This window comes from Roseovarius sp. MMSF_3298, from assembly GCF_030733705.1.
Classification (GTDB): domain Bacteria; phylum Pseudomonadota; class Alphaproteobacteria; order Rhodobacterales; family Rhodobacteraceae; genus Roseovarius; species Roseovarius confluentis.
On sequence record NZ_JASHIN010000020.1, the window covers coordinates 63006 to 82835 of the forward strand.

23 protein-coding genes and 1 pseudogene are annotated in these 19830 nt (G+C 59.0%); 15 read left to right on the forward strand and 9 right to left on the reverse strand.

Annotation, left to right across the window (positions count from 1 at the left end):
• Positions 1 to 56: 56 nt before the first annotated feature.
• Positions 57 to 890, reverse strand: a complete 834-nt coding sequence (locus tag RBB18_RS16745; RefSeq protein WP_306111466.1) for a LysR family transcriptional regulator — start codon at positions 888 to 890, stop codon at positions 57 to 59.
• Positions 891 to 1054: 164 nt separating this feature from the next.
• On the opposite strand from RBB18_RS16745, the gene RBB18_RS16750 reads away from it, so the two are divergent.
• Genes RBB18_RS16750 through RBB18_RS16760 form a run of 3 tightly spaced genes read left to right on the forward strand, consistent with a single transcriptional unit; the run spans position 1055 to position 3080 of the window.
• Complete coding sequence (locus tag RBB18_RS16750; RefSeq protein WP_306111465.1) at positions 1055 to 1717, forward strand: 5-formyltetrahydrofolate cyclo-ligase; 663 nt, start codon at positions 1055 to 1057, stop codon at positions 1715 to 1717.
• A complete protein-coding gene (locus RBB18_RS16755) occupies positions 1714 to 2073 on the forward strand; it encodes a DUF488 domain-containing protein (protein WP_306111464.1) in 360 nt (119 codons plus the stop codon). Before RBB18_RS16750 ends, RBB18_RS16755 begins: the two co-directional genes overlap by 4 nt.
• The gene (locus tag RBB18_RS16760) at positions 2073 to 3080 is read left to right on the forward strand and encodes a nitronate monooxygenase family protein (RefSeq protein WP_306111463.1); all 1008 of its coding nucleotides are present in this window, start codon (positions 2073 to 2075) and stop codon (positions 3078 to 3080) included. Before RBB18_RS16755 ends, RBB18_RS16760 begins: the two co-directional genes overlap by 1 nt.
• Before the next feature lie 66 nt (positions 3081 to 3146).
• Here the strand turns inward: RBB18_RS16760 and RBB18_RS16765 are convergent, their stop codons facing one another.
• The 5 genes from RBB18_RS16765 to RBB18_RS16785 all read right to left on the reverse strand — a co-directional run bounded on the left by RBB18_RS16765 (position 3147) and on the right by RBB18_RS16785 (position 8469).
• On the reverse strand, positions 3147 to 4217 hold the full coding sequence (locus RBB18_RS16765; protein ID WP_306111495.1) for a DMT family transporter: 1071 nt from the start codon (positions 4215 to 4217) through the stop codon (positions 3147 to 3149).
• Between the two features lie 416 nt (positions 4218 to 4633).
• The gene (dctP, locus tag RBB18_RS16770) at positions 4634 to 5719 is read right to left on the reverse strand and encodes a TRAP transporter substrate-binding protein DctP (RefSeq protein ID WP_103764631.1); all 1086 of its coding nucleotides are present in this window, start codon (positions 5717 to 5719) and stop codon (positions 4634 to 4636) included.
• A gap of 26 nt (positions 5720 to 5745) precedes the next feature.
• Positions 5746 to 7071, reverse strand: a complete 1326-nt coding sequence (locus RBB18_RS16775) for a TRAP transporter large permease subunit (protein WP_211286182.1) — start codon at positions 7069 to 7071, stop codon at positions 5746 to 5748.
• Complete coding sequence (locus RBB18_RS16780) at positions 7068 to 7601, reverse strand: TRAP transporter small permease subunit (RefSeq protein ID WP_306111494.1); 534 nt, start codon at positions 7599 to 7601, stop codon at positions 7068 to 7070. The genes RBB18_RS16775 and RBB18_RS16780 overlap by 4 nt, the downstream gene beginning before the upstream one ends.
• Positions 7602 to 7755: 154 nt before the next feature.
• Positions 7756 to 8469 (reverse strand): IS6 family transposase, encoded by a 714-nt coding sequence (locus RBB18_RS16785; protein ID WP_306111462.1) that lies wholly within the window; start codon positions 8467 to 8469, stop codon positions 7756 to 7758.
• Between the two features lie 708 nt (positions 8470 to 9177).
• Here RBB18_RS16785 and RBB18_RS16790 point away from each other — a divergent pair.
• Entirely contained in the window at positions 9178 to 9336 is a 159-nt protein-coding gene (locus RBB18_RS16790) for a hypothetical protein (RefSeq protein ID WP_306111461.1), read from the forward strand.
• 286 nt (positions 9337 to 9622) lie between these two features.
• Here RBB18_RS16790 and RBB18_RS16795 read toward each other — a convergent pair whose 3' ends face one another.
• Complete coding sequence (locus RBB18_RS16795) at positions 9623 to 10282, reverse strand: hypothetical protein (protein WP_306111460.1); 660 nt, start codon at positions 10280 to 10282, stop codon at positions 9623 to 9625.
• Positions 10283 to 10297: 15 nt separating this feature from the next.
• Between RBB18_RS16795 and RBB18_RS16800 the strand changes: the two genes are divergently transcribed.
• The 3 genes and pseudogenes from RBB18_RS16800 to RBB18_RS16810 all read left to right on the forward strand — a co-directional run.
• Complete coding sequence (locus RBB18_RS16800; RefSeq protein WP_306111459.1) at positions 10298 to 10756, forward strand: DUF2267 domain-containing protein; 459 nt, start codon at positions 10298 to 10300, stop codon at positions 10754 to 10756.
• 337 nt (positions 10757 to 11093) lie between these two features.
• On the forward strand, positions 11094 to 11525 hold the full coding sequence (locus RBB18_RS16805; protein ID WP_306111458.1) for a YHS domain-containing (seleno)protein: 432 nt from the start codon (positions 11094 to 11096) through the stop codon (positions 11523 to 11525).
• Between the two features lie 426 nt (positions 11526 to 11951).
• Positions 11952 to 12218, forward strand: a pseudogene (locus RBB18_RS16810) (transposase); the annotation flags it as partial.
• 309 nt (positions 12219 to 12527) lie between these two features.
• On the opposite strand, the gene RBB18_RS16815 reads toward RBB18_RS16810, so the two are convergent.
• Positions 12528 to 13259: a hypothetical protein gene (locus RBB18_RS16815; RefSeq protein ID WP_371931672.1), complete on the reverse strand. Its 732-nt coding sequence runs from the start codon at positions 13257 to 13259 to the stop codon at positions 12528 to 12530.
• A 726-nt stretch (positions 13260 to 13985) separates the two neighbouring features.
• On the opposite strand from RBB18_RS16815, the gene RBB18_RS16820 reads away from it, so the two are divergent.
• A complete protein-coding gene (locus RBB18_RS16820; RefSeq protein WP_103764560.1) occupies positions 13986 to 14198 on the forward strand; it encodes a helix-turn-helix domain-containing protein in 213 nt (70 codons plus the stop codon).
• A 25-nt stretch (positions 14199 to 14223) separates the two neighbouring features.
• Here the strand turns inward: RBB18_RS16820 and RBB18_RS16825 are convergent, their stop codons facing one another.
• Positions 14224 to 14472, reverse strand: a complete 249-nt coding sequence (locus RBB18_RS16825) for a hypothetical protein (protein WP_371931673.1) — start codon at positions 14470 to 14472, stop codon at positions 14224 to 14226.
• Positions 14473 to 14686: 214 nt separating this feature from the next.
• Here RBB18_RS16825 and RBB18_RS16830 point away from each other — a divergent pair, with 214 nt between their 5' ends.
• From RBB18_RS16830 to RBB18_RS16860, 7 genes are all read left to right on the forward strand, one after another.
• A complete protein-coding gene (locus RBB18_RS16830; RefSeq protein WP_306111456.1) occupies positions 14687 to 15037 on the forward strand; it encodes a hypothetical protein in 351 nt (116 codons plus the stop codon).
• Between the two features lie 46 nt (positions 15038 to 15083).
• Positions 15084 to 15698, forward strand: a complete 615-nt coding sequence (locus RBB18_RS16835; RefSeq protein ID WP_306111455.1) for a lytic transglycosylase domain-containing protein — start codon at positions 15084 to 15086, stop codon at positions 15696 to 15698.
• Positions 15695 to 15985, forward strand: coding sequence for a TrbC/VirB2 family protein (locus RBB18_RS16840; RefSeq protein WP_306111454.1), 291 nt, complete (start codon positions 15695 to 15697; stop codon positions 15983 to 15985). Before RBB18_RS16835 ends, RBB18_RS16840 begins: the two co-directional genes overlap by 4 nt.
• A gap of 8 nt (positions 15986 to 15993) precedes the next feature.
• Positions 15994 to 16272: a type IV secretion system protein VirB3 gene (locus RBB18_RS16845; protein ID WP_306111453.1), complete on the forward strand. Its 279-nt coding sequence runs from the start codon at positions 15994 to 15996 to the stop codon at positions 16270 to 16272.
• On the forward strand, positions 16262 to 18625 hold the full coding sequence (locus tag RBB18_RS16850; RefSeq protein ID WP_306111452.1) for a type IV secretion system DNA-binding domain-containing protein: 2364 nt from the start codon (positions 16262 to 16264) through the stop codon (positions 18623 to 18625). Before RBB18_RS16845 ends, RBB18_RS16850 begins: the two co-directional genes overlap by 11 nt.
• Entirely contained in the window at positions 18622 to 18789 is a 168-nt protein-coding gene (locus RBB18_RS16855) for a hypothetical protein (protein ID WP_170067260.1), read from the forward strand. Before RBB18_RS16850 ends, RBB18_RS16855 begins: the two co-directional genes overlap by 4 nt.
• Before the next feature lie 55 nt (positions 18790 to 18844).
• The coding region (locus RBB18_RS16860; protein ID WP_306111451.1) for a lytic transglycosylase domain-containing protein at positions 18845 to 19830 on the forward strand (986 nt) is incomplete at its 3' end.

Here is a 19830-nt window from a genome sequence, read left to right on the forward strand (position 1 = left end):
CGCCTGGCGAAAGGTTCAACAGGGCAAATGACTGAACAGTTGATCCGGCCGTCCCATCATCTGAAGGCTCGAACCTGCGCGAGGATCGGGTCGATCACGTCAAAGTCTCGCTCCTCGCGGATAAGCACCCAGGCGGGCAGGTCGAAAACAGGCGCGCGCGCCACCGTTTGCAAGTTGCCTTTCCGGAGGTGTCGCTCGACCAGCCTCTCCGGGAAATAGCCGCAGCCACGGCGCACCAGCAGATGCTGCAACCCCAGCCAGCCGATATTGACGGATAGAACCGGGCTGGGAAAACCCGGGAACCCCGCACTAAACTGATCCGAGAATTCCGGCCCCCAATCGACATGGATATAGGCGTCGGGTGTCATCGCGCCCTCGGGGTCGGAGGTCACCATGACAAGGCGTTCGGTGAATAGCGGCAGCAGTTCCAGGTTCGGCCGCCGTTGCGGTGTATACATTGCCGCAATATCCAAACGACCATCGACGATCCCCTGCATCAGTTCCGGCTCGAATCCGATCTCCGCGCGAAATGATAGATCCGGTCGGGCCACGCTGATGTCCGCAAGCCATGGAGTCAGGAATGCTTCCCAAAGGCCTATCCGCGCGCCGATATTGATGCGGGCGGAAAATCTTCCGGGCAGGCCGATCTCCCGCTGCGCCTGCTCCAGCGCGCGCACCATCTGCCCTGCGTGGACCAGGAACCGCTCGCCGTCATGCGTCAGAACCGCGCCCGCCTTGCTGCGGTTGAACAGCCGCCGGCCCAGCAACTGCTCCAGCGCATGAATCCGGGCACTGACTGTCGATTGCGTGATGTGCATCAGGTCGGCCGCGGCAACGAAGCTGCCGCTGTCGGACACCGCAAGGAACGTGCGTGCGTGTTCAATATTCATACTTAACCATAGTATCGTGAATGGCGATTTCAAATATCAATTAAATTCGCTTTCCCGATTGCAACATGTGGACGATAGTTGCGTTGACGCTGCGATATTCGTCTCATGCGGCCCAAGGCTCACGCCACCGGGCGTTTTACGTTCCACAGCAGACGGAGACCGAAATGACCGACAGAGGATACGCATCCTCCCCCTGCTACATGCACGAGTTCGACGACAGTGCGCGCGCCGTGTCACCTCCCGATCCCGGGAACTGGTCGGAAATCGCACGTTGGCGCAAGCTTCAGCGCGAGGATTTGATCGAGAAACGCCTCGAACTTTCGGTCAGCACCCGGCAGGCAACATCGCGTAGCCTCGCCGCGGCGCTGTATAACGCCGTCGATGTCGCCTCGAAACCTGTCATCGGCGTCTACTGGCCTTTCCGGGGCGAACCCGATCTGCGCGACTGGATGCGCCGCGTTACAGAGCGCGGCGGCCGCATCGCCCTGCCCGAAGTCGTGGATAAGGCAAAGCCGCTCGTGTTCCGGGAATGGACCCCGGGATGTTCCATGCGGCGCGGTGTCTGGAAAATCCCCGTTCCGGACAATGACACGTGCCTTCTGCCGGACATCGTGATCTCGCCAGTGGTCGGCGCCGATGCGGCAGGATTCCGGCTGGGATACGGTGGCGGCTTCTACGACCGGACGTTGGCCAGTCTCTCACCGAGGGTCCGCGCAATTGGTGTCGGGCACGTTGTCTCGACACTCCGCACGATCTATCCGCAACCCCACGACATCGCGATGGACGACATGATCCTCGTCGACCCGGCCCGGGACCAAGCGCAATGACGCAGATCTGGACCAAGCGCGCCTATGCCGAGGCGCATGCGAATGACGGCACGCGCATTCTGGTCGACCGGGTCTGGCCGCGCGGCGTGTCCAAGCAGGACCTGAATATCGCGGCATGGGAAATGGACGTCGCGCCGAGCAAGGACCTGCGCCAGTGGTTCAACCACGACCCCGGCAAATGGGATGAGTTCCGCGACGCGTATTTCGCGGAACTCGACAAACGGCGCGACGCCGTCGACTGGATCGCCGGTCAGGTGCGCGAAGGCCGGGTCACGCTGATCTACGGCGCAAAGGACGAGCGTCACAACAATGGCGTCGCTCTCAAGGACTATCTCGAACGAAGATCCGACATCTGATGCGCGGCATACTGCACCAACCGATCTGCGACATTCTCGGCTGCGATTACCCGGTCCTTCAGGCGGGCATGGGCGGCGTGGCACGCGCCGAACTGGCGGCGGCGGTCTCCGGTGAGGGCGGGTTCGGATGCCTCGGCATGGTGCGCGAGCCTTGCGACCTGATAAGGCGCGAAATCGCAGAGGTGCGACACCGAACCGACCGCACTTTCGGGGTCAACCTCATTCCGGCTGCGACCAACCCCGACCTGTTCACCGAACAACTGAAGACCTGCAAGGACGAAGGCATCGAAACTCTGGTCTTCTTCTGGGATGTGATGCCCGAGGCCGTCGCGCGCGCCAACGACCTTGGCATGCAGGTCGTCTACCAGGTGGGCTCGGTCGGCCAGGCCCGCGCCGCGGAAGCGGCCGGCGCGGTCGCGATCATTGCCCAGGGCGTCGAGGCCGGCGGACATGTTCACGGCACCGTATCCTCGCTGGTTCTGGTGCCGCAGGTGGCCGCTGCTATCGAATTGCCTGTCATCGCTTCGGGCGGTTTCGCAACCGGACGCGGCCTCGTTGCGGCCATGGCACTCGGTGCGCAGGGCATCCACTGCGGCACGGCCTTCCTCGCGGCAACGGAAGCCTTTGCCCATGAACTTCACAAACAGCGCGTCGTTCAGGCGACCTCGGACGAGACGGTCCATACGGACGCCTTCGTCATCAACTGGCCCAAGGGCGCCGCGGTCAGGGTCCTGCGCTCCGCCGTCACCGACAGTCTGGGCGACCGGCTGTTCGGCCACGACCCCGACGCGATCCCCCGCCACCGGATCGCCGACGAGGACGGCAAGCCGATATATCGCTGGAGCACGGACTCCCCGCTGCGCTCGATGCAGGGCGATCTGGATGAACTCGCACTCTTTGCCGGTCAGTGCGTTGGAGACGTACACGCCATCCGCCCCGCTGCCGAGATCGTGGCGGATATCCTTGAAGAGGCCCGCGAACAGATTGCCCTGATCCAAGCGAGATGACACGTTTGCGGCGCAGACCGCCATGGCCCGGCACCGCCCCCCCGGCCGAGCCAATGAATGTGGCGGTCAGCGCACCCGGATGCGGCGTGTTCTGCGACGACCCGGCAAGATGCTGCCCCGGTTCGAAGGCACCTGTTCACGCCAGAAGACATACAGTCCAGACGCCAGGATGATCGCGACACCGACCCACGTCAACTCGTCGGGAAAGTCACCGAACACAATGTAGCCGACAATGGTCGCCCCAATGATTTCCAGGTACTGGAACGGCGCCAGCATACCGGCCTCCGCACGGCGGAACGCCTCTGCAATCAGAATGAAGCTCACAGCCGCGAACAGACCGGATGCGGCGATGGCACCCCAACCCCAATCCGGCAGCGTTGCGAAGTCTGGCTGGATCCAGCCGGCGGCAGCCAGGATAATGCACAGGGATGTCATGCCAACGCACGCGTACGCCGTCGCGCCACACTGCACGGTCAGGCCCGAGCGGATACCGGACGCGCGGCGCAGCACGATCATGTTCAGCGCATAGGCCGTCGCCGCCACAAGCGGCAGCAGCGCGGCGAGCCCTAGGTCGCCGCCGGGGCGCACCACGAGCAGCACCCCGATAAGGCCGACGCCCACGGCCACCAAACGCCGCGGCCCAACGCGCTCTCCAAGCAGCGGACCGACCAGCAATGTCAAAATCAGCGGCTCGGCAAAGAAAATCGCAATGGCCGTGGCGATGGGCATGACGGAGAACGCCCAGACGAGACTGGTCAACGTTATCATGACAAGGCCGCCCGAAAGCACTACGATGGGGGAAAACATCGGACCACGCAGCCGATGCCGCAGCACTACAGCAATCGGCATCATCACTAGGCCCTGCGCCAGCAGGCGCGCAGTCGTCACTTCCACCGCCCCCAAATGCGAGGTCAGCAGCTTGGCAAAGGTGTCGCCCACTGGCAGAAGCAGCATCGCCATCGCCATGCAGATCATCCCGACGAGAGGTCCGGTTGCAGCACCCCGCGATCCGGTCAGTACATGCGTCATGGTCATCACTCCATAAATCCAGAGGCCCGGCGCGAACAGGGCAGGAGATGTCCGGGCGTCCAGGACATGAAACGAATTGTGGGAAACAGCCTCGCAATACGGCGCCACCGCCAAGGCCTGCGATCCGTTTCTAGACCCCGATGCCTGGTTCGGTCAAGCGGTGTTCACAAGCTATTACCAACCCGTGATCGATGTTGCCCTTCGGCACTCGGAAGACCTGTCAGCCTGTCTTGCGGCTCGGCATGGCGTCGGCCCGGGTGCCCGCCTTGGAGTTGCCATAGCCCTCCAGACTCTGAGCTAATGGGATGAACTGGGACTGTTGCATTAATTGAATGTCCTGACAATTGACGAAGATTCCAGCCCATATTTAGGTGTAGAAATCCTCAACTCTTCAAAATGTGTCACGGATCTATGCATCATCTCGATCGATTTGGGGCCAAACTAGGTTAATGCAACAGTCCCGTGCACTCAAATGCAAATGCCCGCCTTGTGGCGGGCATTCGACTTAGCACCATTCGAGGAAGTCAGCCTGCGCAGTCTCTCAGTGCGGCAACGTCCGGGCCGTTGGGCGTGCGCCCGAGGTTGAACGGGGCGGAGGCGTCGCGCCATTGGGCATAGTCCTCGAGATATTCCACCATGCTGAGATAGACCTTGGCCGAGTTCGGGTTCTCGCAGGCAGTCTCGACGATCACCTCATTCGCCATCTGCTGGACTTGCTCCAGAGTTTCGTCGTCATAGCGGTTGATCTCGACCGCTTCGTCGAACTTGGCATAGGCCTCAGTGGCGCGTTTTTCTGTGAAGGCCAGCGACCACAGCAGTGTCGCGTCTGCCGCGATCTGCAGTTTCTCCTGGGTCTCGGGGCTCAGCGCGTCCCAGGCAGTCTTGTTGATCATCACGCCGAACACGGAGGCCGATTGGTGCCAGCCAGGTGTCGCCCAGTATTGGGTGACCTGTTGAAAGCCGCCCGACCAGTCGACATTGGGAGTCGAGAACTCGGCACCGTCGATCACGCCGCGCTCGAGCGACTGATAGATTTCGCCGCCGGCCATCGACACCTGGTTACCGCCGAGCCGCTCGAGCAGCTTGCCTTGCTCCAGGCCGGAAAGACGCAGGCGCTTGCCCTGCAGGTCTTCCAGATTAACGATCGGCTCGTTGGTGCGGAAGCCGGATTCGTTGTTGGTCACGCCGTAAGGCAGGTAGACCATTTCAAATTGTCCGTAGATCTCGTTATAGAGCTCTGCGCCGCCCCATTGCTGAATCCAGTTCACGTAGTCGACAGCATTGAAGAGGCTGGGGGTGGTCGCCAGCGGCGAAAAGGCGGCGTCGCGTCCGGCCCAGTAGCCGGGCCAGTCTGCGCCGGCCTGGATCGTGCCGGATTCGACAGCACCGAACACCTCGCCCGAGGGGACGAGAGCTCCGCCCTCAAAGAACTCGATGGTCAGCTCGCCTTGCGTCAGCTTGTTGGCCAGGTCGACAAAGTGCTTGTCGGTTTCGATCAGTTCCAGAGACGAGGGCCAGGTGGTGGTCATCGTCCAGTTTTCCTGCGCCGTGGCATGGCTGGCCACCGCTGTCGCGGCCGCGGCCGCAAATGTTATCACCTTCATAGTCATGGTCTCTCCCTTTTCCATGGTTGAGGTTACTGGGTATAGAGGACGTCCGGCAGCCATGTGACCAGGGCCGGGAACAGGGCGACGAGCAGACACATCACCACGATCAGCGCGATGAACGGCAGAACGCCGCGGATGATCGCGCCTGTGCGCAATTCCTTGGGCGCAATGGCCCTGAGGTAGAACAGCGCATATCCGAACGGTGGTGTCAGGAACGAGGTCTGAAGGACAACCGCCATCAGCACGACGAACCACAACAGGTTCACATCGGGCATTTCCTGGATGATGGGCAGGAAGATCGGGAAGGACAAGAGCACGATCCCGGTCCAGTCGAGGAACGCGCCCAGGATGAACACGATCACCATCATCATGGTGATCAGCATCCACGGTTCCATGTCCAGGGTCCGGATGATCTCCTGTGTTGCTCGCAGACCGCCGGTAATATTGAAGACGCCGGTGAACGCGGTCGCCCCCACCACGATGAAGAGGATCATCGCAGAGGTCCGCCCGGTTTCGAGCATCGCGCCGTAGAAACTGCCAAGCCGGAACCGGCCACGCGCAATGACGATGAGGAGCGCCAATGCTGCGCCGAGGGCCGACGCTTCGGTCGCGGTTGCGATACCCGCCAGAAGTGATCCGAGAATGCCGAAGATCAGAACCAGCGGCGGCAGCGCCTCGACCACCAGCATACGCAGGAGCGTGGCGCGTTCGACCTTCTCTTCGGGCTCGACCGCCGGGGCCAAGTCCGGTCTTATCACGGAAATGAAGTAGACATACACGGCATAGCTGAGCCCGAGCATAACACCGGGGATCATCGAGCCAGCAAAGAGTTCGCCCACCGACAGTGGCGAATAGCTGGCCATCAGGATGAGCATGATGGACGGCGGTATGAGGATGCCGAGACAGCCCGATGCGGCGATAACCCCGGCGGTGAGCGAAGGCGCGTAGCCGTATTGCAGCATCGGGCGCAGGGCCATGACGCCCATAACCGTGATCGAGGCACCGATAATGCCCGTCGTCGCGGCCAGAAGGATCGAGATGAAAACGACTGCAAGGGCAAGTCCGCCCCGAACCTGGCTGAGCAGAAGGCGCAGGGTTTCGAACATTCGGTCCGTTACGCCTGAATCCGACAGGAACCGCGCCATGAGGACGAAAAGCGGAATGGCGATAAGGGTGTAGTTGTCCAGAACGTCGCCGAAAATCCGGTTGATGACGATGCCCAAGACCATCGGCTTGCCCGCGATTATCGCAGTCAACACGGCCGTGCCGCCCAGGACGAATGCCAGCGGATGCCCTAGGAACAAGCCCGCCAGCAGCAGGCCGAACATCAGAACCGCGATAAATTCGGGATTCATTCAGAGACCTCCTGCCGGTCGAAAATGATTTTCAGAACCTCCGAGATCCCTTGAAGCAGCAAGAGCCCCGCTGCCACGCACATGGCCATCTTGAGTGGATAGACTGGCATCTGAATGGCGCCGTATGTCACTTCGCCCTGCGACCAGGAGCGCATGGCGAACTCCCAAGACCGGGTCAGAAAGACCCACGCGAAAGGGAAGAAGAAGATTACATAACCCAGAACGCTCACGATACGCTGCGCATTGTGGCCAAATCTTTCTGTCAGGATGTCGACACGGACATGCGCATTGTGCCGCAATGCGTATCCCCCGAGCAGCACGAAATAGAAGCCGAATAACTGCTTGGAAACATCAAAGGCCCAGCGTGTCGGCTCGCTGAATACGTAGCGCAAAACAACATCATATATGATGATTGCCGCGAATATGATGGCCAGAACAGAGACGATCCTGCCGACTATTTCGTTCAAGCCGTCGATTGCACGCACCAGAACCACTGCGATGTCTCCTCCCTGGTGATCCGCGAATGTCATGGTGCCCTGCAACCACGATCCCCGTCTCCGGCACGACCATCGGGCAATTCGCATGGAAGTGCAAGCGATCGAGGAAAGCTGTATAAGCCTATGCTTTTATTGGGTCTGTTGCATTAACATGAGAGCCGCACACTAGGAGGCGGAACCCCATCCTTCAGGCAGCTTCCGGGAAGAGCTTGGCGACGAAGTCGATCTCGTTTGCAACTCCGGTCTTGCAGTTCTCGAATTGGCCCTTTCGGATCGTGCGGAAGGTTTCGATCCCAGCGAGGGCAACCTTCGCTCCGGCCATGGTTCGGAAACCACGCATCGGTCGCAGTCGCTGCTTCAGGGCAGCATGATCGCTCTCGATCCGGTTGTTCAGGTACTTTCGATCGACGTGCCGGATCACATCCTCCGGCCCGAGCCGGTCATTGATCTCACCGATCACCTTCGCATAGCTGTGCGCCTTGTCAGTGACGATCGTCAGCGGGTGGTAGAGTCGTACCGTCTCTCGGGCCTGCCGCAAGAAGGCTCTTACAGCCTTGGCATTTCGCCGCGCGGTTATCCGAAAATCGATCAACTGGCCGAACTGATCGACGGCGCGCCATAGATAACACCAGCGTCCGCCGACGCGGATGTCGATCTCATCGACATGCCATTGCAACCCACGCCAGGAACGATGACCACTGTAGGCCCGTTCGCGGATCTCGAGGCCGAACTTCCTGACCCAGCGGTGGATCGTGGAGGCGTCGACCGTCACCCCGCGCTCGCCCAGCATGTCGCAGACGTCTCGGCACGACAGCGGATAACGACAGTACCAGCGCACCGCCAAAAGGATGATCTCTCGCGGAAACCGATGCCGCTTGAACGGGTTCTTGCGCTGCGCCATCGGCTCCCCCATCATCAACAACACGCGGAACCTGCGCAATCGAAGAGGTTAATGCAACAGACCCGAATAGACTAATTGCAAGCCTATCCGTTTCGGATACGCCAGACCGCTGGATGACCAACAGGTTGGACGCCATCAACTTACGAGTTTTTTCGAATCAAGAAACTTGGAGCCATACCTCGTGATCACCACGCGTCCGAATTCGCCGATTCTGACGAGACCGCAGTCGATTAAAGGCTCCACTTTCGTTCTATCGAAATATGGCTGACCGCCAGATTTGATCTTTCGAAGAAGATCAAGGGATCGGCCCTCAAGGTGCACACGGTTTCTTTCCATAGCACTATCCTCCCGCCCTCAGGATCTGCGCTATTCTTGGAGACGTCAACGTGCGAATTCAGCGCCGTGATTTTGCGCTAACTCTGGCTTAATTTATAGTTCACGTGCACTTTGAATGGCCCGCGCTGACGGGATTTGCGCATAGGCGCGGGCGACACCGCCTCTTGAACCCTACGGCGTGAAACCCCGGTGGTTGTCTCCGTCTCGCCTGCGGAACCTTTCGGACGCGCCGGAGTTTCGCGCGGATTCCGCGCGTTATTCGCCCGCGCTTCCCAAAGTTCTTTCCGCTTGGCGAGGTGCTCGGCCAATCTGCGTCGTAGCAACGGTTTATTAACTTTTTGATGCGACACTCCCTGCTCAGGAGGGTTGCAGATGACCAAAGAACGACTGGAAGAAGCAGAGCGGGTCCTTGCTGCCTACGCGGCGCAATACGGCCTAAATGACGAAGCCAGGAGGTATTTCGCAAAGTGGGGAACGGCGAAAGAGCTGCTGTCCGTTGGCGTGGAACAACCGAGTGAAAGGCACAAATAGCCACAAGACTGCCTGTAAATTGCCAGTGTGAGCGACAAGTCACTCTGCTACGAGCACAACACCCAAAACGAACGTCAGGAAAAACGCGTATCCAATGTACGCGTGGGTCTACTTTATTCTGCTGTCCCTTGGCTTGAGCCTAATGCGGGTTGAACTGAATGCCCGCCGCTTTTGTTCCGATTTGCGCTGCCGTACCTGCCAGGCCCCCGAGACGGTCCAAGGTCTGCGACGCGGTGAAAGTCGCGTGCAGCGCGATCAGATTCAGCCCGACAGCAAAAGCGTGGAGTTAGTGGTCGCGCTTGCGGGAAAGTCGATGAATGACATCTATCACACTAAGGCATCCAAGGAAAAAGCCGACAGCAATTACTCCGGTTGGGTGAGCGATTTTATCCTTTCCTGATAAAGCTACCAAGAGACCTCCGCAGAAGAAGAAGATAACCTGCGTCCACTGATAACACGCCATCCATTTCTCTTTCTTGGACGCAGGCGGATATGCAAACTCTCGGTTCACTTGACTGTTAAAGATCAGTTTTTCCTTGTTCCGGCCCATATGTGCCAAGGTCAAAAATGATCCCACCAAAAATGCAGCAACCGCTGTCAATTGAAGCCCCAAAATGGATGAGCTGAAAAGAACAACAGTCAATGCTATAGAAAGCAGACAGAGTTGAACCGCAATTATGGTTCCAAACCTTCCGCGAAGTGACACTATGAACATGATGCTTTCAACTCCAAGATAATCGGTTTTTTTAGGTATTGAAACTGACATGATTAAGGCAATCTTGCGAGGCAAGGCCGTCTCCCACCCAATAATATTCAGGCAGGGATGGGCTCCTTCCAGACGTCCGCCGCAAGCTGCGTGAATGTCGGCTGTGCGGACAAAGCTGCTGTTGGTTTCTTCGACAAATACCGGGGAGTTAGATAAGAGTGTCGGCGACGATGCCGCCAAAGGAACCAGTGACCCATGCCAATGCCGTGGACATATCGGCACGCCTCCAAAGAATGGCGGGCTTTCCTCGATGACGTGAAAGAGCGCATGTCCCTCGAGTCAGATAACATGGCTTACACGGCGGTCGATGCGGTCTTTCAGGTGTTCCGGCGTCGTCTGACCGCTCAGGAGGGCTTGAACTTCGCAAGTATCTTGCCAAGCGTGCTTCGCGCGATCTTTCTTCAAAACTGGGATGTTACGGAGCCTCGCGCGGCGTTTGACGACCGAGAGACGCTCATCTCGGAAGTCAAGGAGGTGCGGGTGAACCACAACCTAACGCCGCACAACGCGATTGAGGCGACGGCATGGGCGGTTCGGCGCTGCACCAACGGAAGAGACTTCGAGCGCGTTTTGGCCAAGCTCCCGGCCGAAGCGCGCGCCTTCTGGCGTGTCGACGTTGCCGATCCTGCCGAGCTTGAGCAACGGATTATTTAGCGGCTTTTTACCATTCGGAAGGTTTGGGCTCGGAGCCGCCGTTCACCGTACCAGCGAAGCTCCCACTTCCCTCCGAGGTCCGCTGTGCGGACGGAGCAGGCTTTCGCGATGGATGCCCCGACGGCTGCATTTGGAAATTGCGAGCGGGCATAAACGGTCGGCCTCAACAGCGATGAAAGACAAGCGCGCTCGCGGATGCGAATAGTTTCACTCATCTGGAATTGAGCAAACGTCATCTCAATTCTAATTGAGCAATAGTCATTTAAGTTTTCGCCGAGGTTCTGGAACATTGACGGCATGCCACGAACCGGCTGATTTAAATTGGAGACTACCTCAAATGACAAAAAATTACTTTGCAGCTATCGCAATTGCGATAGGCTCGTTCGCCGCTTTCCCCGCAAGCGCCGCCAACACACTCGGGATTGCTTTCGCAGGTAATGATCCTGTGGCTCATTCGCAGGACGCACCCGCACAAGGCCAAGCGAAGTTCTATCATCTTTGGAATGGGGCCGTCTGGTACTTTAGTACCGAAGAGAACCGTGACGCCTTCAAGGCGGAGCCGGCGGCTTATGCCCCACAGTTCGACGCCTATTGTGCCTGGGCTGCATCGCAGGGCTACAAGCGGCCGGGTGATCCCAACGTTACCCAGATCGTGGATGGAAAACTCTATACATTCGTCCACGAAGGCGCGCGGAAGAAGTGGCAACAGGACATCGCGCGGCATATCGCTGATGGCGAAGCCAATTGGGTCAATATAGAGCCCTTCTGATCCGAGAGCCTCTTTCTTTGCGGCGGCCATTCAGCCGCCGCATGTCGTGCAGCTCCGACACATCAGCCTGCAGCAAACACCTTGCGGTCTTACTCCAGAACACCGGACATTCTTGAAAGGCGCAGCATTCGTCACCCTGGGCTTTATCCAGTACTTAGCTGCACCAAGCACCAAGGTCCGCTGTGCGGATATGCTGTTTAAAAAGTCGCCCGGGGATTTTGTTCGCGCTGATAGGCGAACGCTTTCTGCCCGGCTCTTCACACCGGAATTGGTCTGAGCTTGGCGAGTTGGCGGAGGTTCTGGACTGTTGCTGCGAGGTGCAACTCGTCCTTGGCGCCGTTTGGTCCTCTAAGGCGGAGGCCATCGAGACTGAGCCTCCCCCACTGAACTGGTCCACCGCTATGTTTAGGAAATGGAGGACCGAGAATGGCAAACAGGCGACCAAAGCCCGAAGAGATTGTCTCGAAGTTACGGCAGGTTGAGGTGCTGTTGGGACAGGGCATGTCCCGTCTCGACGCGATCCGACAGATCGGCTTTGTTGAACAGACTTACTATCACTGGCGCAAGCAGAATGGCGGAATGGGCGTAGATCAATTGAAGGAACTGAAGCGGCTCCAGAAGGAGAATGAGCAGCTGAGACGCGCTGTATCGGATCTGACACTGGACACGCTGATCATGAAGGAGGCGGCCAAGCCTACCAACTTGAAGGGGAGTTCATCACCGAAGATGCGCCACGCGAGTTGGTGCACACTTGGAAACCCAGAGACTTCTGAGCTCGAAAAATTCATTGACTCTATTGCCTTGGGAAAGTTTCCGACACCTTTGCCTATTTTTTCATCGCGCCAAAAGTTTCGGCTTAAGTGCTCTGGGCTTACAACTTATAAGTGTCAAGTTATGCGCGACTTATCCCCAGAATCTGTTGGTAACTCTTGCGTCGCCCAAGGATCGACAACTCCCACATGGTAGACGTCCCTCAATCAGCAAGCAGCGAGGCGAACGACGCTAATACGCGACCTGTTCAAACCCGTAGTTACCGTCGAAGTCCCGCCAATCCACAAAGACAGACCGGTTGGAAATCTGCGGGCAGTTTTTTCCCCAGCCTTCCAGTCCGGAGTGAGCTGAGGGCAGTGCCTCCGGAGAAGAAACGTGCCATGAAAAGCCACCTTGGCGACCATACGTACCGAGATAGACACTTGCATAGCGCCTGCAAACTTCGCCCTCGCCGACCAGCCTTTGTGACGCGTAGCGTACATCGAAGACTCGAATGGACCGCACAAAATCGAATTCCGGTCCACCGATGTCGATATCGGCACGATCCTGAACCAACCGGAGGGAACTACTTTCGGCACCCACCGCGTGCAACAAGGCCGCCCCGCGCGAGAAAACCCCAAGCTGCGATCGAACCCGCGCAGCCTTCAGCGGGGATCGAATAAGGCGAAGGTCCTCAAGCTTCGAGCGGGCCTCTAGAACCTCCAGACCTGTTGCCGGACCTGGTTCGGGTTCGAACGAGGCGCCCATCGGACAACGCCAGATCTGCAGCGGCGGCTCTACAGGCCACGGTGTTATCCTGCGAATGAACTCAGCACGAGCCAGTGCGCATGGTTCGGACGAAGGCCAACCACCAGAAAGACAAAGAAGAATTGCACAATCGATCGGATAGCTTTGCGCCGTCGCACGGTTCGGCAACAGGGAAAACGAAATCCCCAAAGCCGAGATGAGTACAACGGCGATCATTTTCAGTGCTGGAATCACCTGCGCGCTCCGAGTTTTGAAACCACAACAACTCTAGGCGCTTATATACTTTTGTCACCGTAAATATACAATAGTTTATAATTTCACGCGGTCGATCCATCCTTTAGCGAGCCTCGGGTTCGCTCACTGGAAGTGCATTTAGAAAGTCTGCGATTTTCAGATCACCAACGGTTCTTGCCTGCGTTAGGACCTCCGGTTCGATGCGCCTGTCGATGTAAGCAACCCGCCGGTTCGTACTCGTCCAGAGCAACCCTAGCCCGCCGGTTTCCCAGCGATACAACCAAGCAACGGTTTTCTCAGAGTCTTCGCCAATGAGCCGGGCGATCACCATACCTTCTGCGTTGGTTCCATGCATCTCTCACACTGCACTCTTGTGGATTCGACAGGCCTTTCGCTGACCTTGGCCCGTCCTCCAGTCTGATTAATCGCTATTAGGAAGATCAGTGCGCCGGATGCACCCTTTCCGCAGTGGCTCAAGAATTTCAGGAAACGTATCGCTTTTTCAACTGGCTCCCTGCGGTTGTGTTTGACGCACCTTCGCTTTGCTTGACGACAGCCCAACCCTGGCTTGTATGATATTAACTTCTCTCGCCCTATGCGGCGGCGCATGCCAATTCCACAAGTTTTTTATGAAAGGCAATAGCCGGAAAGCCGATTGTAGAATATATTGCGTGGTGAAATGTTCTACATCGTGGCTCTGCCTATGGCATGACGCTGCGGATACAACTTGGCTTGAACATTCAGGAGATCCGCCGCTCCAAGGGGATCAGCCAGGAAATGCTTGCACACATAGCCGATATTGATCGCGGCTATATCGGCAAGATCGAGAATGCAAAACATGCGGCGACGATCGACATGATCGAGGCCATCGCAGCGGCGCTGGACACAGAGCCCATGGACCTTCTTAAACCAAGATACTGATGCTGCCAGAGAGGCATGGCTCGAATCATGGCGCGATCAATTTCAAGAACCGTCCATATGCCGCACTGACCTCGCGCGCTTCCTCGAAGGCCCTTGCCCGTTCGTCATCGAGGCAACGGAAATATTGCTCGATATCGCGAATATAGAGTTCGAAGTCGCTTCGAATGATGTCGCTGTACTCTCGAGCCGCCTCTGGATCGCCAGGAACGAAGGGAGGTTGTGGCGCAATGCAAGTTTCTGCGGCAGCGGAACCGGCAAGAAATGCTGAGAAAATTGCGGCGGATAACAACCGCGAGAGCGATGATCCAGCGGCACCCAAACCCCTTAATTCCTTGAATGATACCACCGCACGTGCCTAATACCTGCGCAACCGAAAATCGGCCGCTGTAACGTTTTTATACCTTGCGGACGTAAATATACTATCGTAACTCTGGGCTTCAAGTAAGAATGCCTGGGGTTGCGCCTTTGTAGAGAGCGTGAGCCAGGCCATGAGCTGGGACATCGAAGCACCAAATGTGGTTACGGAGGCACGCTTCCGCGAACTCGTGGAAAGTGGTTACAGCGCTGAACTCCTCTGCCAGGAGTCGGCACACAAGAAGGGCCCCAGCTACTATGGGGTCTGGATCATGCGCGTTGTGTCTGACGAGGGCGAGGAGAAGCTCCTGGTTACTGCCCGCACCCGGACGACCTATAACGACATCAAGATCCGCGAGTTCAAGACGATCACCGGCGTGGTGTCCTTCCTCATGGGGATCGGCTTCACCCACGCAGATGTGCCACTCGAAAAAGGTCAGCGGACCACGCAAAAGCTGGCTGCGATCAACAAAGGCAGCAGCTAGCTGCCTTCTCCTTTTCTGGTTTCTGGCGGGTCCCACCTCTGCCCAGATGGTACTGGTCATGGAGAGCGATGGCTCTCTGACCCCGTCGCGCTCCCAGAACAGTTTTTCCCGCAACTACAATGACGGCATCGGTCAAGGCTCGGCCACAGATCATCTCGCAATCATTGGTGACGAGGACACGGAGCCGGAAGACGTTCAAATGGCTGTCCTCTTGCGGCCTGCCCCCCTGCCCCGTGCAAATGTTCTCGCGGCCATCGAGGACACTGGCCTTCGCTATGCCGGACATCCCGGGCTGCGCCGCGCGGAGCTCTCGGTTCGCGATTGGCTGACCCTCTATCGCGCCAATATCGAAGTCGAGAGCGCCTATCGTCAGGATGCAGTCTCGAGTGCGGGTGCCATTGGCCTCGGTCAATTGATGCCCGCGACGGCGCGGGACCTCGGTGTTGACCCTCGCGATCCACTTCAGAACCTCGACGGGTCTGCCCGCTACCTCGCGATGATGCTGGAAGCCTTTGGCGATACCTCCCTCGCATTGGCTGCCTACAACGCCGGCCCAGATGCAGTGCGCCAGTACAGCGGCATTCCCCCCTACCGAGAAACCCAGAACCACGTGGCCCGTGTCATGGCCATCGTGGCCCGATTGGAAGGATCAAATTCATGAAGCATATATCACGCTTATTCATCCCAAGCTTTGCCCTCTTCCTGCTCATTGCCGAACCTGCCCTTGCGCAAAGCATCGATCTCTCCCCGATCCAGAGCCTCTTGCAGGGTATCGTCGATGCGCTGACCGGGCCGCTCGGCGTTGTCATCGCCACGCTCGCCGTTCTAGGCGTCTTTCTAAGCTGGTTTTTCAACATCATCGATCTGCGCCAGGCGCTCTGGGTGCTTGTCGGTATCGCCGGGGTCGCTGCGGCTCCCACCATCGTTGCCGCGGTCTTTGGTGGCTGAGGGTTTCCATGGCTGAGCGCTCGCCCCTTTTTCTCGGCCTCGTGCGCCCGCCCAAGCTTCTGGGCCTGCCCATCATGTATGCGATGGTCTGGCTTTTCGGCTCAGTGCTCCTGTTCGTCTGGGTCCAGCATATCGCGATACTGGGCGGGACCGCTCTGCTCTACCCGGTGCTCTGGAAGGCCGCCGATTGGGATCCGCGTTTCATCGACGTGATGATGACGGCGCTGCAGGAAACACCACCCACCCGGAATCGCAGTATTCACGGCGGGGACAGCTATGCCCCGTGACGAAGCCTTCGATCACCGTACGATGACGCCGGACTGGTATGCGCGCGAAACCCGCCTCGCGCATATGCTTCCTTACGTCAGCCTAGTCGATGACCGCACCGTGCGGACGCGGGTCAACGAGCTTTTCCAGTGCATCCGGCTCGATGGGGTCAATAGCTACACGACAGACGATGCCTATCTCGACAAGGTGACCGCCCTTTTTGCCCGGATCATCGCGCAGCTGGGGCCGGAGTTCAGCTACTACGTCCACAAGGTCTCCAAGGCGATCATCCCGGACCTCGAGCCCGTGCGCGAGGAAAGCTTCGCGGGCGAAGTAGATCGGCTCTGGCGCACGAAACTCGAGACCAGCGGCCTGCGCGACAAAACCTTGACGCTCACGGTCATCCACCGCCCGCCCCCGAAAAGCGTCCTGCCTTTCCTGAGCCGCAGTGCCCCGGATCGCCTCAAGGAAGCGACCGAAAAGCGCCTTCGCCGATTGGGCGAGGCTGTGAATGTGTTCGTGTCGGGCCTGACGGAGCTGAACCCGCGTGTGCTTTCGGCAAAGTCTGGCGAGTTGATCGGCCTTCTGGGCGCGCTGAATACCGGCCAGGAATTGCCGCTTTATCCGGCGAACACCTTCGGCTTCCTGTCCTTCAACGTCGCCAACACCCGCGTGACGTTTCAGCGAGATCACTTCGAGCTTTCCGAAGGCGTCGTGGGGCATCGTTACGGCAAGAGTTTCACCATCGGGGAATATTCCGAGGCCACCTCCTGCACCATGTTTGACATGCTGAACCTGCCGGTCGACATGATCGTCACCCATTCCTTCACACCGATCAATTCGAACCTCATGGCGGGTCGCATAAAGCGGCAAAAGCGCCAGATGCAGGCCAGCCAGGACGCCGCCCTCTCGCTGATGGAAGCACTCGACATCGCCGCCGATGATCTGGAGGCCAAGCGCCAAAGCTTCGGCGAGCACCACATGGTCGTGACCATCTTCTGTGACACGCTGGACGAGCTGCAGACGCTGAGCGCCGAGATCGTCAATGCCGCCGCGACTGAGGGCGTGAAGATGATCGGCGAGCGGGTCGCGGCCAAGGCCCACTACCTGAGCCAGCATCCTGGCAACCAGCCCAAGCGCGTGCGTGCCAGTGCCATCACCAACCGCAACTTCGCGGATTTCGCGGCGTTTCACCGGACGCAGCTTGGCAAGCCTGCTCAGAAAACCCCCTGGGGGAAGGTCATCACCTATCTGCCCACGCCCGAGCAGAGCGCCTATCGATTTTCCTATCACGAGCAAGGCAGTCCCGAGAAAGAACCGACCAGCGGGCATACCCTGATTATGGGCAGGCCCGGCTCGGGCAAGTCGGTGCTTTCGGCATTCCTCATGACACAGGCCCGTCGAGCAGGGACGCGGATCTTCGTCTTCGATTATCGTCTCGGTATGGAGATGGCGGTCCGCGCCAATGGCGGGCGCTATGCGTTTCTGAACGCCGGCCAACCCACAGGCCTCAACCCGCTTTGGACGGAGACAGATGCGCGCGGCACGGCATGGCTCTCGGACTGGCTCGCCACCCTGATCTATCGCGCCGACAAGCCGCTCACGCCGGCACAGACCAACCGCATCCAGGAAGTGGTGCGCCAGAACGCGCAGGCCACGAACCCGGCCCTGCGGAACTGGCGGGATTTTGCATCCCTCTTTGTTTCGACCGATGATGGCGGCGATCTGCATCAGCGCTTGCTCGAATGGACGGAAGAGGGCCGCTACGGCTGGATCTTCGGGCAGACGCTGGAAGATACGTTTTCGCTCAAGGGCGATGTAGTCGGCTTCGATCTCACCGGCATTCTCGACAGCGAGGCCGAGAAAGAACGGATGGCCGTCCTCTCCTATCTCTTCCGCCGGGTCGAGCGCGAAATCGAGGACCGCCGCCCCACGATCATCGTCATCGACGAGGCCTGGAAGGCGCTCGACAACGCGTATTTTGCCGAGCGGCTGTCCAACTGGCTCGTGACCGCGCGCAAGCAGAACACCGTCGCGGTGATGATGACGCAATATGCGAGCCAATTGGAGCGCACGCGCACGGGCAAGACCATCGTCGAGGCGGTGCCGACGCAGATCCTGCTGCCCAATATCCGCGCCCATGCGTCCGACTACGCGATGCTGAACCTCTACGAGAAGGAACTCGATGTGCTTCTCAACACTGGGAGTGACAGCCGCCTTGCGCTTATCCGCGATGACCAGGGGTCCATCGTCGTCGATGCCGATCTGAGCGCGCTCGGGCCCAATCTCACCATTCTCGGCGGAATGGAAAAAGGCGAGGCGCTCGTCGGCGCTGATTACCGCGACCGTCCCGACTTCTGGAGGCTTTCATGATCCGCACATTTTTGCTTGTCGCCGCACTCGGCGTGCTGGCCTCCTGCGCCCAGTACCAGGAACCGCAGGCCAATTGCTTCGCTTTCTTCGCCTCGACAGCACCCGTCGCGCAGGATTGCACCTACACACCTCTTGGCGCGCCGGAGGGTGACGTTGAGGTCTAAGCTGCCCCATATCCTCGCGCTTTGCCTGATGCCCGGTCTTTGTCTCGCCCAAGGCGTGCCTACCAATGACAGCAGGCTGACCGCGCGCGATATCGTCGAGACCGGCGATCGCGAGGCCGACCTTTCTGTCCAGGCCGACAAACTTGCCGTGCGCGAACTCATCGCCGAGATCGAACGCGAGCAACTGGCCACCCTGCAGCGCATCCTCGATGCCCAGACCAGCTTTGGCGGTCAGGGCCTGCCAGCGATGGTCTCGAGCCTGGAGAGCGGCAGCGGCGATCCGGCGCGGTCCGTCGAGGCGGTCTATGGCACGGGTGAGATCGATCCCAATCCCGGCGGTGCGCAGATGTTCGGGGATGCGGCGGAAAACATCGAGCAGCTCATCATCCGCGTGGCCCAGGAGACCGGCGGGTTTGCAGGCGTGGGCCGCGCGGGCCTTTCTTCGGTGCAATGGCGCGCCCTTTTGCAGGCGCTCATCTGGCAGGAAAGCCGCTTCACGATTCGAGCGCGCTCTCCGGTCGGCGCCTTCGGCCTCACCCAGATCATGCCCGGTACCGCGAGCGATCTCGGCATCAATCCAGAATACTATGATAGCCCTTACCTGCAGGTGCATGGTGGCGCGCGCTATCTCGCCGCCCAACTCAGCACCTTCGACGGAAACATCATCAACGCGCTCGCGGCCTATAACGCCGGACCCGGCCGGGTGTTCGAATATGGCGGCGTCCCACCCTTCGCCGAGACCCAACACTACGTCCAGGTCATCCCCGAGCGCTACAATCTCTATCTGAGCCGCATCGGTGGGATCGACGCGCTCGGCACGATCGATCCTGCGCTTCTCGCCAATGCGAACCTCTCGCTCACCGGGCATGGCGCAGCCTTCTATGGCAACAACTCGCCCGCTGCGATCCGGCAGGCCTCCCTGCGCATTGCGGACATCGTCGAGCGGATTTCCACGACCGAAGATGTGCAGGAAAGCATCGCGCTCAACACCTATGCCCGCGCCGAACTCGTGCGTCTCGTCGCTGCCCGCATCCGGCTTCA

What these genes read in the sequence shown, in the direction of transcription:
- RBB18_RS16805 (WP_306111458.1), top strand. Translation starts at nt 11,094, where the DNA reads ATGACAAAAAATTACTTTGCAGCTATCGCAATTGCGATAGGCTCGTTC.
- RBB18_RS16820 (WP_103764560.1), top strand. Translation starts at nt 13,986, where the DNA reads ATGACGCTGCGGATACAACTTGGCTTGAACATTCAGGAGATCCGCCGC.
- RBB18_RS16815 (WP_371931672.1), bottom strand. Translation starts at nt 13,259, where the DNA reads ATGATCGCCGTTGTACTCATCTCGGCTTTGGGGATTTCGTTTTCCCTG.
- RBB18_RS16775 (WP_211286182.1), bottom strand. Translation starts at nt 7,071, where the DNA reads ATGAATCCCGAATTTATCGCGGTTCTGATGTTCGGCCTGCTGCTGGCG.
- RBB18_RS16755 (WP_306111464.1), top strand. Translation starts at nt 1,714, where the DNA reads ATGACGCAGATCTGGACCAAGCGCGCCTATGCCGAGGCGCATGCGAAT.
- RBB18_RS16855 (WP_170067260.1), top strand. Translation starts at nt 18,622, where the DNA reads ATGATCCGCACATTTTTGCTTGTCGCCGCACTCGGCGTGCTGGCCTCC.
- RBB18_RS16750 (WP_306111465.1), top strand. Translation starts at nt 1,055, where the DNA reads ATGACCGACAGAGGATACGCATCCTCCCCCTGCTACATGCACGAGTTC.
- RBB18_RS16835 (WP_306111455.1), top strand. Translation starts at nt 15,084, where the DNA reads ATGGTACTGGTCATGGAGAGCGATGGCTCTCTGACCCCGTCGCGCTCC.
- RBB18_RS16780 (WP_306111494.1), bottom strand. Translation starts at nt 7,601, where the DNA reads ATGACATTCGCGGATCACCAGGGAGGAGACATCGCAGTGGTTCTGGTG.
- RBB18_RS16830 (WP_306111456.1), top strand. Translation starts at nt 14,687, where the DNA reads ATGAGCTGGGACATCGAAGCACCAAATGTGGTTACGGAGGCACGCTTC.
- RBB18_RS16845 (WP_306111453.1), top strand. Translation starts at nt 15,994, where the DNA reads ATGGCTGAGCGCTCGCCCCTTTTTCTCGGCCTCGTGCGCCCGCCCAAG.
- RBB18_RS16790 (WP_306111461.1), top strand. Translation starts at nt 9,178, where the DNA reads ATGACCAAAGAACGACTGGAAGAAGCAGAGCGGGTCCTTGCTGCCTAC.
- RBB18_RS16760 (WP_306111463.1), top strand. Translation starts at nt 2,073, where the DNA reads ATGCGCGGCATACTGCACCAACCGATCTGCGACATTCTCGGCTGCGAT.
- RBB18_RS16840 (WP_306111454.1), top strand. Translation starts at nt 15,695, where the DNA reads ATGAAGCATATATCACGCTTATTCATCCCAAGCTTTGCCCTCTTCCTG.
- RBB18_RS16800 (WP_306111459.1), top strand. Translation starts at nt 10,298, where the DNA reads ATGCCAATGCCGTGGACATATCGGCACGCCTCCAAAGAATGGCGGGCT.
- RBB18_RS16745 (WP_306111466.1), bottom strand. Translation starts at nt 890, where the DNA reads ATGAATATTGAACACGCACGCACGTTCCTTGCGGTGTCCGACAGCGGC.
- dctP (WP_103764631.1), bottom strand. Translation starts at nt 5,719, where the DNA reads ATGACTATGAAGGTGATAACATTTGCGGCCGCGGCCGCGACAGCGGTG.
- RBB18_RS16785 (WP_306111462.1), bottom strand. Translation starts at nt 8,469, where the DNA reads ATGGCGCAGCGCAAGAACCCGTTCAAGCGGCATCGGTTTCCGCGAGAG.
- RBB18_RS16850 (WP_306111452.1), top strand. Translation starts at nt 16,262, where the DNA reads ATGCCCCGTGACGAAGCCTTCGATCACCGTACGATGACGCCGGACTGG.